This window comes from Leuconostoc miyukkimchii (assembly GCF_019656055.1).
Lineage (GTDB): Bacteria > Bacillota > Bacilli > Lactobacillales > Lactobacillaceae > Leuconostoc > Leuconostoc miyukkimchii.
The window spans coordinates 33,163-49,153 of the sequence record NZ_BPKY01000003.1 but is presented as its reverse complement, the minus strand read 5'-3'; the positions used below and the strand labels follow the sequence as shown (position 1 = coordinate 49,153).

General features: G+C 37.4%; 13 protein-coding genes and 1 tRNA gene. 9 read left to right on the top strand and 5 right to left on the bottom strand.

Going from position 1 to position 15,991, the window contains the following annotated elements; all coding sequences use genetic code 11:
• Positions 1 to 17: 17 nt before the first annotated feature.
• From K5Q13_RS03570 to hpt, 3 genes are all read left to right on the top strand, one after another.
• The gene (locus K5Q13_RS03570) at positions 18 to 1,235 is read left to right on the top strand and encodes an OFA family MFS transporter (protein ID WP_220740011.1); all 1,218 of its coding nucleotides are present in this window, start codon (positions 18 to 20) and stop codon (positions 1,233 to 1,235) included.
• Positions 1,236 to 1,410: 175 nt separating this feature from the next.
• Positions 1,411 to 2,706 carry an adenylosuccinate lyase gene (gene purB, locus K5Q13_RS03565; RefSeq protein WP_220740009.1) on the top strand — a complete coding sequence of 432 codons (1,296 nt, stop codon included), beginning with the start codon at positions 1,411 to 1,413 and terminating at the stop codon, positions 2,704 to 2,706.
• Positions 2,703 to 3,266 (top strand): hypoxanthine phosphoribosyltransferase, encoded by a 564-nt coding sequence (gene hpt / locus K5Q13_RS03560; RefSeq protein WP_220740007.1) that lies wholly within the window; start codon positions 2,703 to 2,705, stop codon positions 3,264 to 3,266. Before purB ends, hpt begins: the two co-directional genes overlap by 4 nt.
• Before the next feature lie 28 nt (positions 3,267 to 3,294).
• Here the strand turns inward: hpt and fni are convergent, their stop codons facing one another.
• The 3 genes from fni to mvaD are packed head-to-tail and all read right to left on the bottom strand — an operon-like array spanning position 3,295 to position 6,318.
• Positions 3,295 to 4,350, bottom strand: a complete 1,056-nt coding sequence (gene fni, locus K5Q13_RS03555; RefSeq protein WP_220740005.1) for a type 2 isopentenyl-diphosphate Delta-isomerase — start codon at positions 4,348 to 4,350, stop codon at positions 3,295 to 3,297.
• Between the two features lie 2 nt (positions 4,351 to 4,352).
• Complete coding sequence (locus K5Q13_RS03550) at positions 4,353 to 5,375, bottom strand: phosphomevalonate kinase (RefSeq protein ID WP_220740003.1); 1,023 nt, start codon at positions 5,373 to 5,375, stop codon at positions 4,353 to 4,355.
• Positions 5,368 to 6,318 carry a diphosphomevalonate decarboxylase gene (mvaD, locus tag K5Q13_RS03545; RefSeq protein WP_220740000.1) on the bottom strand — a complete coding sequence of 317 codons (951 nt, stop codon included), beginning with the start codon at positions 6,316 to 6,318 and terminating at the stop codon, positions 5,368 to 5,370. The genes K5Q13_RS03550 and mvaD overlap by 8 nt, the downstream gene beginning before the upstream one ends.
• A 193-nt stretch (positions 6,319 to 6,511) precedes the next feature.
• On the opposite strand from mvaD, the gene K5Q13_RS03540 reads away from it, so the two are divergent.
• The 4 genes from K5Q13_RS03540 (at position 6,512) to K5Q13_RS03525 (ending at position 10,871) form a co-directional block, all read left to right on the top strand.
• Positions 6,512 to 7,672, top strand: a complete 1,161-nt coding sequence (locus K5Q13_RS03540) for an AI-2E family transporter (RefSeq protein WP_220739998.1) — start codon at positions 6,512 to 6,514, stop codon at positions 7,670 to 7,672.
• Positions 7,669 to 8,184 (top strand): tRNA (cytidine(34)-2'-O)-methyltransferase, encoded by a 516-nt coding sequence (locus K5Q13_RS03535; RefSeq protein ID WP_220739996.1) that lies wholly within the window; start codon positions 7,669 to 7,671, stop codon positions 8,182 to 8,184. Before K5Q13_RS03540 ends, K5Q13_RS03535 begins: the two co-directional genes overlap by 4 nt.
• Positions 8,185 to 8,247: 63 nt before the next feature.
• Positions 8,248 to 8,319: transfer RNA gene (locus tag K5Q13_RS03530), tRNA-Glu, on the top strand.
• Positions 8,320 to 8,453: 134 nt separating this feature from the next.
• Positions 8,454 to 10,871, top strand: coding sequence for an FtsK/SpoIIIE family DNA translocase (locus K5Q13_RS03525; protein WP_220739994.1), 2,418 nt, complete (start codon positions 8,454 to 8,456; stop codon positions 10,869 to 10,871).
• Positions 10,872 to 10,931: 60 nt separating this feature from the next.
• Here K5Q13_RS03525 and K5Q13_RS03520 read toward each other — a convergent pair whose 3' ends face one another.
• Both K5Q13_RS03520 and ade read right to left on the bottom strand, forming a co-directional pair.
• Positions 10,932 to 11,426 (bottom strand): hypothetical protein, encoded by a 495-nt coding sequence (locus K5Q13_RS03520; protein WP_220739992.1) that lies wholly within the window; start codon positions 11,424 to 11,426, stop codon positions 10,932 to 10,934.
• A 2-nt stretch (positions 11,427 to 11,428) separates the two neighbouring features.
• Positions 11,429 to 13,084, bottom strand: a complete 1,656-nt coding sequence (ade, locus tag K5Q13_RS03515) for an adenine deaminase (protein WP_220739990.1) — start codon at positions 13,082 to 13,084, stop codon at positions 11,429 to 11,431.
• A 206-nt stretch (positions 13,085 to 13,290) separates the two neighbouring features.
• Here ade and glmS point away from each other — a divergent pair, with 206 nt between their 5' ends.
• Entirely contained in the window at positions 13,291 to 15,096 is a 1,806-nt protein-coding gene (gene glmS, locus K5Q13_RS03510; protein ID WP_220739988.1) for a glutamine--fructose-6-phosphate transaminase (isomerizing), read from the top strand.
• 112 nt (positions 15,097 to 15,208) lie between these two features.
• Positions 15,209 to 15,988, top strand: a complete 780-nt coding sequence (uppS, locus tag K5Q13_RS03505; RefSeq protein ID WP_220739986.1) for an undecaprenyl pyrophosphate synthase — start codon at positions 15,209 to 15,211, stop codon at positions 15,986 to 15,988.
• Positions 15,989 to 15,991: the final 3 nt, after the last annotated feature.

Sequence of the window (15,991 nt, the reverse complement as noted above, 5' to 3'; positions counted from 1 at the left end):
CAAGATGGGAAATTAGCATGGAAAATAAATGGGTGAGAGCTGCTTTACCGGCCTTATTGATTCATGGAAGTATTGGCACTGTTTATGCTTGGAGCGTTTTCAAACAAGCAATTGCAGATGATATTGGTACGACAGTGCCAAACACAGAATGGGCATTTTCAATTGCAATATTATTTTTGGGACTGTCAGCTGCAGCATTAGGGCACTTCGTAGAACGCGATATAAAAAAAGCGGCCTTAGTGTCCACATTGTTTTTTGTTGTTGGTATGATTGGTACGGGAATAAGTATCCAGCAAAAATCACTACTTGGCATTTATATATTCTATGGTGTAATTATGGGGATTGGACTAGGAATTGGCTACTTAACGCCTGTAAAAAATTTAATGTTGTGGTTTAAAGATAATAAAGGCCTTGGAACTGGTTTAGCCGTAGCTGGTTTTGGCTTAGCAAAAATGATTTTTTCGCCGATTATGATTTATCTACAAGCACAATTTGGTTTATGGCAGATGTTTGTCATTTTGGGTGGGGTATTTGCCATTATGATGTTGATCGGTTCTGTTTTGATTCAAAAGCCAAGCGACTGGCAAGAAAAACCGCTTAAAAGCAGATTTAATCCAGTAGTGCTCATCAAAAATCCTAACTTTATTGGTATTTGGTTGATGTTTTACCTTAATATTACGGCGGGCTTAGCAATTATTTCCCAAGAAAAAGATATTTTAATGTCTTTAACAAATAGCGAGGGTGTTGCTGTATTTTCAGTTGCTACGATTACAATCATTGTCAGTATTGATGCATTTTTTAATGCTGCTGGACGTATCGGATTCGCTAGCTTTTCGGATCGGTTAAAAGATCGTAATACAATTTATCGCGTTATATTTATTATGTCATTACTCATTTCACTTGTCGCATATTTAATGCCGGATCATTCGATTGTATTACCAATAATTACTGTACTAGCTTTTTTCCTCATTAATGCTGGTTATGGTGGTGGATTCTCAGCACTACCACCACTATTGGCAGATCGATTTGGTATGCAGGCTATTTCAAAAATTCATGGCATCGCCTTGACAGCTTGGGCAGCAGCTGGATTATCTGGGAATCAATTAGCCAGTTTTATTGTTCACGGATTAGGTATGCATTACAGTGTGGTCTTTGTTGCGATTGCTGTGTTATATACAATTGCTTTTTTAATCTCGATAAGTGTTGTCAATTCAAAACAAACATTAATTAAGTAAAACGCTTACATACTTAACGTTCGGATTTGTTTTTTTAAGACGATCTTTTATAGCTAATAAACGAACAATATCTCTTTATTGTGAGATAAAACTTATAAAATTGCGAACGCAAATCACCAATTAACTGGTACAATTATATTGAAAGATAGAACATAGACATAAAGGAACTGAAAAAATGATAGAACGATATTCTCGTCAGGAACTCCGTGACATTTGGTCAATGCAAAATCAATACCAAACTTGGCTCGATGTTGAAATTGCCGTTGATGCTGGTTGGGTAGCTGCTGGTCATATTCCAGCAGACGATCTTGAAAAAATTCGTGACCATGCCACATTTGATCCAAAACGTATTGCAGAAATTGAACTGTCAACGCGTCATGATGTTGTTGCTTTTACTCGGAATGTATCAGAATCACTCGGTGATGAGCGAAAATGGATTCATTATGGTTTGACGTCAACAGATGTTGTGGATACAGCACAAGCATTGCGTCTTCGCCAAGCTAATCTAATTATTAAACAAGATTTGCAGGAATGGCGTGAAGCAATTAAGAAACTAGCTTTAGAGTACAAAGATACAGTGATGATGGGACGTACACATGGTGTACACGCAGAACCAACAACTTTTGGGTTAAAAATGGCACGTTTCTATGCTTCAGCAACACGTGCGATTGAGCGATTTGATCGTGTTGCAGCAGAGGTTGAAACTGGGAAATTATCTGGTGCTGTAGGTACATTTGCTAATGTACCACCACATGTTGAAGCTGTTGCAATGAAAGAACTTGGTTTAACGCCGCAACCAATAGGGTCACAAGTATTACCTCGTGACTTGCATGCGGATTATATTCAAACAATTGCTCTCATTGGTACGCAAATGGAAGAATTAGCGACAGAAATACGCTCGTTGCAACGTTCTGAAATTCATGAGGTTGAAGAGGGCTTTGCTAAGGGTCAAAAAGGTTCTTCGGCAATGCCACACAAACGAAATCCAATTGGAGATGAAAACATTACTGGATTAGCCCGTGTTTTGCGTGGTTACGCTGTTACTGCCTTAGAAAATGTGACTTTGTGGCATGAACGTGATATCTCACATTCTTCTGCCGAACGTATTATTTTAGCTGATGCAACTGCGCTTATCGATTATATGCTACAACGACACACAAGTATTTTGGATAACCTAGGTGTATTTCCAGATACTATGCGACAAAATATGGATAGAACATATGGCTTAATTTATTCTCAACGATTGTTACTGAGCTTGATTGATGCTGGTTTGTCACGAGAACAAGCATATGATACTGTCCAACCTCTAACGGCGCGTTCATGGGACGAACGTTTGATGTTCCGTGATTTGGTTGATGCCGATAAAACGATTACATCTAATTTATCCAAGGAACAAATTGATGAAGCATTTGATTACCACTATCATCTGCGCCATGTGGATGAAATTTTTAAGAGAGTTGGCTTGTCATGAGATCATTAATTAACCATCCTGCTATTAAAACAGTTTTGGCAACAGAAACTGATATTCAGGCGCAAGTACAGCGGGTTGCTAATGAGTTAACGGATAAATTTGAAAACTGCAGTCAGCGTCCAATATTTATTGCTGTGCTCAAAGGTGGCGTGATTTTTGCGACTGACTTGTTACGTAAAATGCCACTTGATGTTGATTTTGATTTTATTGATGTCAAAAGTTATTCGGGAAAGGCATCAACTGGGCAAGTGAAAGTTGTGCACGATGTTAGCATGGATTTAACTGATCGCGATGTTGTGATTGTGGATGAAATTATTGATTCTGGTCGAACAATGCAGTGGTTGAATAATTATTTTGAACTCAAAGGCGCATCTAGTGTAACAACAGTGGCGTTGGCGGATAAGAAAACAGCACGCGTTGTTGATTTTGAAGTTGATTATTTTGGATTAGATGTGCCAGATGAATTTTTAGTAGGGTATGGAATGGATTACAATAATTTTTTCCGTAACTTACCAGTTATTGCTGTTATTGACTTTGATAAGTTAGATTTAATTAAATAGGTGTCAACTACAAATGAAAACGCGACTTTTAACGAGTCGCGTTTTCATTTTGTTGTATAAAATTATATAAGCTTGGTGAATATAAACGTTCAGCTTGCTGTAAGGCCTTGATATTTTTTGATCCGAGCAGTGTAAATAGACGTGGCAGTGCATGTTGCCAATCATTTATTTGTTGGATAAGTGCGTTTTGACCTTTGTCCATCAATGTCTCTAGCATAAAACCAGCACTAGATGTTAGTGTTGCACCTAGCATGATACTTGTGACGATATCATTGGCAGTTTGAATGCCACCAGTTGCGACAATTGGCGTATTATTAGAAGTCAATTGTGCTGATAATAAACTTTCAACAGTTGATAAGCCATATTGATCAAGATTAAAAGTGTCAGGTTGCCGGTTGCGACGACGTTCAATAATAGCAAAATTAGTACCGTTAGCACCACCAATATTTATCGCACTTGGATTAAGCTTTTTAATGATTTCAACAGATCTGGTACTCATGCCAAATCCAACTTCTTTGATAATAACTGGGACAGGCGACTTAGCAATAACAGTTGCAAGGTTATCTAGCCAATAAAAATCGCGATCACCCTCAGACATGACTAACTCTTGTGCCACATTAACATGCATTTCGATTGCATTTGCATCAATCATATCAATTGCATCTCTAACATTTTCAATAGGATGATCAGCGCCAAGATTTGCGATTAAAAAACCATCGGGATGGTTTTGCCGTGCGATTTTAAAAGAAGATACGGCATCAGGTTCTTTTAAAGCAATTGATTGTGAACCTACCGCCATTGCTAAATCTGTTTTTTGTGCAACTTGCGCTAATTCGCCATTGATGCGACCGGTTAAATTAGAACCACCAGTCATTGCTTCAATGTAAAAAGGCCATTTAAAATCATGGCCCAAAATATTAGTGCTAACGTCAACATCTGAGACTGACATTTCTGGGAAAGTCGTTGGTAACCAACGTATATCATCAAACGTGGCACCAACCTGCAATCGTTGTGATTGGCGCCAGAGATTGACACCAAGTGATAAATGTTCATCTTTGCGATGCGCCTGATTAGATTCACTCATAGTTAACCTCGTTTTTGTGGTGAAATCATGATTACTTGTGCATCAATGTGATGTGTTGTCCAAGTAGTGATGATTTTATCAGCATTGTCGCGAAATACAGCAAAGCCATTATCTCCAAAACCAGCGCCACTAACTTTGCCAGCAACATCTTTTAAACTTTCAAGTAACAATGTAAGCTTTGGTGTAAGATAACCCGCAGGTAAGTTATTATTAAGTAAAAGTTGATTCGCACGTAATGCTTTGGAAAAATTAGCATAGTTATTATCTAAAACAGTGGTAATAATATTTTGAACAATATTTTGACTTTCAGATAAAAATTTCTTGGCTAAATTGATATTGGCAATTGCAGATTTTGTGTCAGCAGATTCATGTGTTGCACCTAATAATAATTGCCAATGTGTCGGCCAAGGTAAGGGTATAACAGATAGTTTTGGCCATTTTGCGTCGATAATTTCAGGATTTAACCAATCATTTTTGGTTTGCAAAAATGATGATAAATCTGGACTTTGATATGCAATAACACCGCCATATGTAATCGCTGCAATATCACCTAAAGAACCATTTTGTTGCACATGCAGATGAGCTATACTGGCTAGTTTAAAGCGTGTCAAAATAGGTAAGTTAAGTTGAAAGTGTGTATCTAGGGCTTCAATTATACCAACAACAACAGCAGCAGAAGAACCGAGCCCGATTTTACCAAACTTACTATTTAATTCGCTAGTAATGGTAATGTTAACTTCATTCAAACTAATTTTGGCATGATTGAAATCAATATATGTTTTTAGTAATTTGATGGCAGCACGTACATAACGCCAGTCGTCCACATATTGATTTTCTATATGGTTAATTTGAAATTGCCATTGCTGAGAAAGTGTATTTGAAGTACTTGTTGATATGGTGTCTGTGCTGTTAATTTCAATGGTTAAACCAGTTGCTGTTGCAGCGATGATTGCTGTATTGCCTGGATTTGTAATCGCATATTCACCAGCCAAAAAAAGTTTACCCGGGATGAAAACCTTAGTCATAATTTATACCTGATCCGCTTGTGGCGGTTTCTATATGAATGTGTGGCAGTGCATCATGTAGTGCAGCTGTAACAATTGGTGCAGTTGTTATTGTCGTAATAATTTTAACATTTGGTCCAGCATCTATTGTAGCAAAAGCTAAAATTCCTTGTTGACGTAGATCTTGCACAATGGCCAATATTTGTTGTGTTTCACTAGTAAAATACGTGAAAGGTTTTTGACTGGCCGTTAGATTAAGTGCATGCATACTTAAGGCATTATCTTCTGCAATGCTACCAATTTTTTCTATGTCCGTAGCCATAACAGCTGACTGCATATCTTGAAATTGTAGTTTACTCTTAGTTAACCAATCATGATAGTTTGGTGAGGTAAGTGCACGTCGCATACCTTCGCTGGAACTAACCTTTTTAACACGAGAAGAAACTTCAGCAACGACAAGGGCAATTGGCATGTCAGGGGCGTTCAAGCTTTCAGAAAATGAAGTAACATCATCTACTCCTTCATGCCAAACAGCAAAATGACCATAAAAAGAACGTGAAGCTGAGCCTGAACCACGACGAGCAAGCCGTGACAGTGCTACTTTATTCAAATCACAGCCAATTTCACGTGTGACAGCGCCGGTTAATGCCGCAAATGCTGAGGCAGAAGATGCAAGTCCAGCACTAGTAGGAACATGATTCTCTGACGTCACAGTTAATGGGCTAAAATGGCCCAGTTGACCACGTAAAACATCTAAAAATTGGTGTGTTCTAGTTGTATCTGATTCTTCACCATTCAAAATTAATTGATCAGCCAGAGCATTAGGCGTTACAGTGGTCACTGTGTAAAATTGTTTAAGCGTCAATGACAGTGAACTAGTTGTTGGTAGGTTTAAACGAGTATCTTTTTTTCCCCAATATTTAATCAGGGCGATATTTGTATGGGCAGTTGCAGTGGTTGACATGAGGGCATCTTTCTAAAAATATAAGTTACTTTAATATTATCATATTTAATTAATTTCAGCAGTATTCATAGTTGAATTAACTAAATAACCTAAACGATGAGTGGCTTGAATATGTTAATATAGAAGCAATAACTTATTTCTATAGTCACATCTCGCATTGATTTGGATTTATAAATAATAACTGGAGGGTTTCATGATAAGAGATAAAGAACAAAAATCATGGTATAGTCGATGGTTTTCAGGTAATAATATACTACATGGATTGATTGTCATATTAATGATTTTGCTAATTATATTCTTAGGCTGGCAGATACGGTTTGTATTTGAACCGGTCCGAGCATTATTTACGGCTGTGGGGGCACCGATTTTAATTGCAGGAGTATTGTATTACTTGCTTAGCCCGGTCGTTAATTTAGTCAGTAAATATACGCGATTACCACGTGGTTTGTCAATAGGAATCATATTAGTACTACTCTTTGCTATAGCAGCTGGGATTTTAACTGTCGTTGTACTTGTGTTACGTGAGCAAGTGATCACATTTATTGATAATTGGCCAAGTTACTGGCACACAAGTCAAAATTTTATTAATGAAAATTTCAGTTCTGACCAATTTAGGCAAGTACGTGAGTTTTTAAATCATACAAATACAAATATTAACCAAAATGTGATTGACTGGAGTCGTACGTATTTAACTAGTGGAGTAGCAGGCATTAGTTCATTTGCATCAACGATTACAACTGTCAGTGTTACAGCCATAGCAACGCCATTTATTTTATATTATATGTTGCTAGATGGTCACAAATTTTCAGGTTTTATTTCTGAAAAATTTCCACCACAAGCAAAACACTCTATACAACAATTGCTACGAGACATTAGTAACCAAATCGCTCAATATATTCGTGGTCAATTAGGTGTTGCTTTTGCGGTTACCATCATGTTTAGTATTGGTTTTACTGTAATTGGTTTACCATATGGTATTCTACTTGCGTTGATGGCTGGACTCTTTAATATGATTCCATATGTTGGATCAATACTAGCACAAATACCTGTTTGGGCTGTAGCACTTATAGCTGGTGGACCTAAATTGCTTGTCTTAGCAATTATTGTTTTGGCAATTGAACAACCAATTGAAGGGCATGTTATTGCACCTAAAATTTTGGGTGAGGCACTGTCTATTCATCCAGTAACAGTCATTGTTGTATTATTGAGTAGTGGTCATATTTTTGGTGTGTTAGGAATTGTTTTAGCAGTACCAACTTATGCTGTTGTAAAGGTTATCGTGACACGTATCTATACTTGGTGGCGCCATAACTCTGATTTTTATAAAGATGAAGTGGAAGAAAGACAAAAATGACAAACCATATTGTATTATTTGAACCCTTAATGCCAGCAAATACTGGTAATATTGCACGTACAACTGCGGGAACAAATGCAGTGTTGCATTTAATTGAACCACTAGGTTTTGAACTTGATGATAAACATGTTAAGCGTGCGGGATTAGACTATTGGGAGCATGTGCAGTTAGTGAAACATCCAAGTTTACCGGATTTTCTGTCGACGTTAACACCACAAGATCATCTATATTTGGTTTCAAAATTTGCAAACATGGATTATACACAGCCAGATTATACGGAATCACAAGGTGATCATTATTTCTTATTTGGTAAAGAAACAACAGGATTACCAGAAATTTTCATGCGCCAGAATCCAGAAAAAGCAATTCGTATACCACAAAATGACAAGCATATTCGTTCATTAAACTTATCTAATACGGTTGCGATAGTTTTGTATGAGGCGTTACGGCAACAAGATTTTCATAATTTAGAAACAATCCATACGTATGAGCAAGATAAGTTGAAGGGTTGACAATGTATTAAATCGTTGATACTATAGTATAGTTGTTTCAGTAATGAAAACATCACTGACCATGGCTCGTTGGTCAAGTGGCTAAGACGCTGCCCTTTCACGGCGGAATCGAGAGTTCGATTCTCTCACGAGCTATATCAAGTCGCAACTTCGGTTGCGGCTTTTTATATTATAAACGATAGTTTAAAAATTAAAACGAACAAACGTTTGCTTTAATTTCATGTTAAAATAAAGTATTAAGAAATAATTAACTATAAAGGGTAAGAAAATTGGCAACTCGAAAAACACCACAAAAACGGCGTACAACTAGATCACAAAAAAGAACAAATACAAATCGTATTATTAGCAAAAACGTACTCATTTTGTTGAGCGCACTATTTGGTATATTGGGTATATTTAAATTAGGGTTATTGGGCGTATACGTTGCAAATATCTTTCGTTTTTTCTTTGGTAATTTGTATTTAGGCTGCTTGGTTCCTCTAACTGTCGCTGCACTGTATTATTTTATTTTCAAAAAGCTGCCCAAAATTTCAGGTCATTTCTTGGTTGGCCTCGTGATGATTTTTACTGCGTTGCTGACAATATCTTCGTTGCTTTTTTTCACATATACACTTAAAAATGGTAATGGTTATGCGCAAGAAATTGTGCGTTTAATCGGACGGGACTTTATAAATAAGGCGGCCAATACACCTGTTGGGGGTGGCGCCTTAGGGGCAATACTTTATCAAATCTTATTTACGTTGATGGCAAATATTGGTACATGGATATTTACATTAATTTTACTATTTGGTGGTGTTGTCGTATTTTTCCGTATTCCCGCACGTGATTTAACTCAAAAAGGTATTGAAAGAGCACAGGAAGGTGTTGCATATGTGCAAGAAAAACGTGCAAATATGACAGAAAGAACACCACTTTTCAAAAAACGTGATCGACAAAAAAAGAGCAGCGTTGATTTTGGAAACGATCCACTGGGAGTTCATAAAAAAACAGACACGGACCAATCAACGATAGATCAAAATCAACTGCCCTCTACGAGTGAGACACAACAAACAGTTGATGATTTTGTTGAGCCGGAGATTAAATGGGGTGGTCCTATAACTGAGGACACCAAAAACACAGATAAAACGATTAGTGAGACACATTCAGCTTCTGAACAGAAACGTGATACGGACACTAATGACAATGAACATATAGAATTAGCTACTGGTACACAAGAAAGTGACAATCCAGATTACCAGCTACCAACAATTGACCTACTAACGCGAGTTGCGCCAACTGACCAAACAAAAGAATTTAAAAGTTTAACAGAGAAGTCGCGACTAGTTCATGACACGCTATTGAGCTTTGGTGTCGAGGCAGAGGTCACGAGTGTATCTCTTGGACCTACTGTTACGCAGTATGAACTCAAACCAGGTCAAGGTGTTAAGGTAAATCGTATTGCTAATCTAGCAGATGATTTGGCGTTGGCGCTTGCGGCCAAATCAATTCGTATTGAGGCACCCATACCAGGAAAACCATATGTTGGTATTGAGGTACCAAATGATACGCAATCCATTGTAGGTTTTCGTGACATGATTGAGCAAGCGCCAAAAGATGATGAGCACTTATTAAATGTGCCATTGGGACGTGATGTTACAGGAAATATTATTATGGCAAATCTAGCTGATATGCCACATTTGCTTATAGCTGGATCAACAGGATCAGGTAAATCAGTTGGCTTAAATGGTATTATTATATCTATAATATTAAAGGCAAAACCAAGCGAAGTAAAACTGATGATGGTAGATCCTAAAGTGGTTGAGTTATCAGTCTATAATGGCATTCCACATCTATTAACACCGGTAGTCTCTGATCCTCGAAAGGCTGCTAAGTCTTTGCAAAAAGTAGTTGATGAGATGGAGAATCGCTATAAGCTACTCGCACAGTTTGGAAAACGTAATATCGGCGAATACAACTTAGCCGTTGATAAGCAAAATGATGAAGCAAAGGAAACAGGAGCTTCAATTATGCAAAAAATGCCTTATATTGTTGCAATAGTTGATGAGTTTGCTGATTTGATGAGTACTGTAGGTTCCGAAATAGAAGTGTCGATTGCACGATTAGGTGCAAAAGCTCGAGCTGCAGGAATTCACATGATTTTAGCAACTCAAAGACCAGATGTAAAGGTTATTAACGGTACAATTAAGAGTAACATTCCTGGAAGAATTGCTTTTAGAACGGCTTCAGGTATTGATTCACGTACAATTTTGGATAGTAATGGTGCGGAAAAGCTGTTAGGTAAAGGTGACATGATTTTTGCGCCACCTGGTAAACCAACGCAACGTGTTCAGGGTGCATTTATCAGTAATACTGACGTTACCAACGTGGTGGAATTTGTTAAATCACAACAAGAAGCACAATACTCCGAGTCAATGACTGTGACTGATGAGGAAATTTCTCAAGACACTAGTGATGGTGTGAGTCAAGGAGACAGTGAGGATGAGTTATTTCAAGAGGCAATCCAATTTATTATGGCGCAACAAAAAGCATCCACTTCGTTGCTACAAAGACGTTTTCGAATTGGATATAATCGCGCAGCACGTTTAATTGATGACTTGGAAGCAGGGGGATATATTGGACCGGCTGATGGTTCACGGCCACGTCATGTCAATATCAGTGATGGTAGTTCTGGTGTTGAACACGATTAAATTAGATGCTATTTAAAAAATACAGGTACTAAGAAACGCAGTTTCTTAGTACCTGTATTTTTATTTTTCAGTAAATAGTGGTTTGATTTGCTTAGCGAAACTACCGTCTGGATCAGTAATGAATTTAGTGTAGTCATGCCAATAATTATCGGATAATATAACGGGTTCGGCAATATTATCTGGAATTAGTTTTCTAGGAATGTTGCCCTGTTCAGTTAGCGGCCCATCATATTGATCTGAAAAGTCGTGTAGTTTTTTTTCAATAACGATGGATTGTGGTCCGAACCAATTATAAGGCTCTCGATGTATTTTACTATCATCTGTTGAAAAGAGAGTATATTGCGTTGGAATTTTAAATGGATGAACAAGAGAGACAAATGTCATCTGATTATTATTGACATAGACGATACCGCCAGCCATTTCGGAGGGTAGATTAGGCTTTATATTTTTTTCAGCAGCTAATAATAATAAACCAGAATAATTAATTTCTAAATCAACTGATTTGCCTAGTAATATTGTTAATAATTTTTCGGGTGAGATGCTGAGTGTTTTCATAACTAGTCCTGTACCTTAATAAATGAAAAACTATTGAAGTCAAACAAACCTTGATCAGTTATTTTTAAGCTTGGAATAACTGGTAAAGCCATGAACGACAGTGTCAAAAAGGGATCATAATTGATATCACTAATTTTAGCGAACGCATCTTGTAACAGTTGATTAGCCTTAATAACATCAGCAAACGGTTGATCAGACATCAAACCACCGATAGCTAGAGGTAAGATGGTTATTTGACCATCAGACACAACGACCTGACCACCACCTATTTCACGTAAGGTATCTGCGGCTTTGATAATATCATCATCATTGGTACCGGCAATAATCAGATTGTGTGAATCATGAGCAATTGTGGATGCAATAGCACCAGATTTGAGGTTAAAGCCCTTGATAATACCGATTCCATTACCTAAATTATGATAACGTTCTGCAACTATAATTTTGGCATAGGACTCATTTGGTGTGAAATAGCCACTGCTACTTGGTACATTTTCGATAACGTGTTGCGTTGTGATGTGATGTGGCATAATACTGATAACGTGAGCTGGCTTATTTGGATTAATTGGTAAGGCGATATCTGACCGAGACAAAGTAAAGTTGAGCGATTGATTAGCAAGGGGAGTGACAGTTGTTTCAGGCTGGACATACCAATTGCCATCAATCATTGTTCTTTTTACTGTGAAATCTTCTAATTGGTCAATAACAACTAAATCAGCAACGAAACCATCGGTCAGGGCACCAACATATTGTAAATGTTGTGCTTGCGCTGCGTTATAACTGCTAAGAGTAAATGCCATAGCCGGATCCATGCCATTTTGAATGGCTAGCCTAACGTTAAAATCAATTGAACCTTCACGTTGAATATCATTGGCAGTTTTATCATCAGTGGCAAATGAGAAATGTGATTGATTAGCGGCGTTTATTGCTGGTAGTATAGCAGCTTCGTCACGTTCTACTGTGCCTTCACGGACAAAAACGGAAAAACCAGCACTTAAACGTTCAAGTGCTTGGGCTGCGTTCTCACTTTCATGGTCCGTATCAATGCCGTATTTTCTATAAATGGCCAATTGTTGACGAGACAAACCAGATGCATGACCATCAACATGTTTACCAGCTGACTGTGCATCAATGATTTTTTGATGCATGTCATCATCTTCATTGAACACAGCAGGAAAATCCATTACTTCAGCAAGTCCGTTGACTTCAGGTACACTATAAAAAGGCTTGAGTGCATCAGCATGTAATGTGGCACCAGCATGCTCAAACGGTGTGGCTGGTACTGACGAAGGTAACATATAATGAATGTGTAGTGGTGATTGTCGGGCTTCTTCTAACATGTATTGAATACCAGAAACACCGGAAACGCTTGCAATTTCATGTGGATCAGCAAAAATTCGTGTAATACCATGAGGCAAGACAAGTTTGCTAAATTCACTAGGTGCTAAGAGAGAACTTTCAACGTGTACGTGCGCATCGATTAATCCAGGAACAATGTATTGTCCTTGAGCATCATAAGTATTTATTGCTTGAAAATCAGAACGTTTACCACGATAAACAATTTTTGTTTGATCAATCCAAAGTTCAGTTTCTTCAAATTCAAGGTTAAACACATCTAAAATTTTGGCATTAATGATATGCCATGTCACGTTTTTTGTCACAACAAGTCTCGCTTTCAGTTTTTAATAGTTTAACACAAGTTACTGCTTGATAGCGTGAGCAAATTGAACGACACGCATTTAAATAACTGTAAAAAGTAACTATACCAATTTTTAAAATTGTTGACAAATCATTGCTATTACTTTAAAATATTGAGTGTTAGTTAAATATACAACTATTAATCAATTTAAAAAAGAGGATATATTATATGTGTGGAATTGTTGGTGCTACAGGTGTGAATCAAGTCTTGCCAAGTTTACTAAAGGGATTAGAAAAGTTAGAGTATCGTGGTTATGATTCAGCTGGTGTGTACGTTAATGGCGGAAAAGACGGTGATTTTTTAGTACGAGAAAAAGGGCGTGTTTCGAGACTAAAAGCAGCAACCGAAAATAAACATATCACGGGAACAGCCGGGATTGCCCATACACGCTGGGCTACGCATGGTGGCGTTTCAGTTGAAAATGCACATCCTCATATGTCAGAAGATGGTAGATTTTATTTGGTTCACAATGGTGTAATTGAAAACTTCGATGAACTACGTGATAATTATCTTCAAGGCGTTAAATTACAATCAGAAACCGATACAGAAATTGCTGTACAATTGATTGATAAGTTTTCTAAAGAAGATAATTTATCAACATTTGATGCATTACGTAAGATGATTTCTTTATTAGACGACAACTCAGCCTATGGATTCTTGTTAATGGATAATGAAACACCTGACTTAATGTATGCTGCTAAAAAGAAGTCACCTTTACTGATTGGTGTTTCTGATCAAGCAAATGTTGTGACATCAGATGCTGCAGCTATGCTTGATATTACGCAAGATTTTATTGAATTGATGGATGGTGAAGTAGCCATTATTGATAAAGAAAAAGTTACTTTGTTTGACGTTCAGGGCAAGCAAATTGAACGCGAATCATTTCATTTAGATATCGATGCATCAGAAACAGATAAGGGTGTCTATCCATATTATATGTTAAAAGAAATTGACGAACAGGTTATCGTAGCTCATACTTTGTCACAACACTATTTTGACGATGATGCTAATGTCCAAAACATTGATGATGAAATTATTGATGCCATTAAAGCTTCAGATAGATTATATATTGTGGCTGCAGGAACTTCATACCATGCAGGTCTAGTGGGTAAACGCTATTTTGAAAAATGGACCGGTATACCTACAGAAGTTCATATTTCTTCTGAGTTTGCGTATGATCAACCACTCTTGAGTCAACGACCATTTTTTATCTTTTTAAGTCAGTCTGGTGAAACAGCGGATTCACGAGAGGTGCTTGATAACGTTGTCAAGCAAGGCTATCCTTCATTAACCATTGCTAATGTTATGAACTCAACTTTAACACGTGAAGCTACTTTTGCTTTACCTTTGCTAGCAGGACCAGAAATTGCTGTGGCTTCTACGAAAGCATATACTGCCCAAATTATTGTTGAAGCAATTTTGGCACATGCGGTAGGTAACAGTGAAGTAGATTTGAAAAACGAACTAGCAAAAGCTGCAGTTGAGATGCAAGTGATTATTGATCAAAAAGATAAATTCAAAATAATTGCAGAACAAGCATTGAAAAATCAATCATCAGCTTTTTACATTGGTCGTGGTTTAGATGCAGCAGTAGCTGTTGAAGCAGCATTGAAACTTAAAGAAATATCATATATTCAAACAGAAGGTTTTGCAGCAGGCGAATTAAAGCATGGGACAATTTCATTAATTGAGGAAGGGACGCCTGTTCTAGGTTTGGTGACACAATCAAAAACTGCTGGATTGGTACGTGGTGAAATAGCACAAGTTTCAGCACGAGGAGCCAATACGGTGATCATTGCTAGTAAGTCTCTTGCAAAGGCAAATGATGCTTATGTGTTACCAGATGTTGACGAACTATTAATGCCATTGCTCACCGTTATCCCTGCACAATTAATTGCTTATTATGCGACGTTAGATCGCGGATTAGATGTTGATCGTCCAAGAAATCTAGCAAAATCAGTTACTGTACAATAATGAATAGACGTGATAAGTAAATTCTTATTACGTTTTTTTGTGCATGAGCCTTACTTCTGGTAAAATATAATAGATATCATTGCGCACAATGTGCATGAAGGAGGGGGCCGCTTTGGCGCTTTTTAAAACAAAAACAGATATGAGTGTTGCACAGATGCAACTTAAAATACCCAATCATATTGCAATTATTATGGATGGTAATGGTCGTTGGGCTAAACGACGATTAATGCCACGTGTTGCCGGTCATAAATCGGCGATGAATACTGTCAAAAAAATTGCAACAGCAGCTAGTGATTTGGGCGTTAAAGTGTTAACGCTATATACTTTTTCAACTGAGAATTGGTCACGTCCTAGTGATGAAGTAAACTTTTTAATGCAACTACCAATTGATTTTTTTAATGATTTCGTACCTGATTTGATTAAAAATAATATCAAAGTACAAGTTATGGGTGATATTGAAGGTCTACCAGATGCGACACAAATATCAGTCAAAAATGCAATCAAACAAACGGCACAAGGCACGGGAATGATTTTAAACTTTGCTTTGAATTATGGTGGACAAATTGAAATTATTGAAGCCACAAAAAAGCTAGCTCAGCAAGTTGCAAATGGTGAGATATTACCAGATGATATTGATGAAACGACTTTCTCACAGGCACTACAAACTGGAAATCTTGGTAGCATGGCAGCGCCTGACTTGATGATTAGAACGTCAGGTGAATTACGTTTAAGTAATTTTATGCCCTACCAGTCAGCATACTCTGAACTGTATTTTACTGATATACTATGGCCGGATTATACAGCTGAAAATTTAGTAGAAGCAATTGAGTCATTTACATTACGTGATCGTCGATTTGGCGGTTTGAACGACAAAATCGAAAGTGAGCCTTAACGC

What these genes read in the sequence shown, in the direction of transcription:
- K5Q13_RS03520 (WP_220739992.1), bottom strand. Translation starts at nt 11,426, where the DNA reads ATGAAAACACTCAGCATCTCACCCGAAAAATTATTAACAATATTACTA.
- fni (WP_220740005.1), bottom strand. Translation starts at nt 4,350, where the DNA reads ATGAGTGAATCTAATCAGGCGCATCGCAAAGATGAACATTTATCACTT.
- K5Q13_RS03570 (WP_220740011.1), top strand. Translation starts at nt 18, where the DNA reads ATGGAAAATAAATGGGTGAGAGCTGCTTTACCGGCCTTATTGATTCAT.
- K5Q13_RS03550 (WP_220740003.1), bottom strand. Translation starts at nt 5,375, where the DNA reads ATGACTAAGGTTTTCATCCCGGGTAAACTTTTTTTGGCTGGTGAATAT.
- purB (WP_220740009.1), top strand. Translation starts at nt 1,411, where the DNA reads ATGATAGAACGATATTCTCGTCAGGAACTCCGTGACATTTGGTCAATG.
- glmS (WP_220739988.1), top strand. Translation starts at nt 13,291, where the DNA reads ATGTGTGGAATTGTTGGTGCTACAGGTGTGAATCAAGTCTTGCCAAGT.
- K5Q13_RS03540 (WP_220739998.1), top strand. Translation starts at nt 6,512, where the DNA reads ATGATAAGAGATAAAGAACAAAAATCATGGTATAGTCGATGGTTTTCA.
- K5Q13_RS03535 (WP_220739996.1), top strand. Translation starts at nt 7,669, where the DNA reads ATGACAAACCATATTGTATTATTTGAACCCTTAATGCCAGCAAATACT.
- hpt (WP_220740007.1), top strand. Translation starts at nt 2,703, where the DNA reads ATGAGATCATTAATTAACCATCCTGCTATTAAAACAGTTTTGGCAACA.
- mvaD (WP_220740000.1), bottom strand. Translation starts at nt 6,318, where the DNA reads ATGTCAACCACTGCAACTGCCCATACAAATATCGCCCTGATTAAATAT.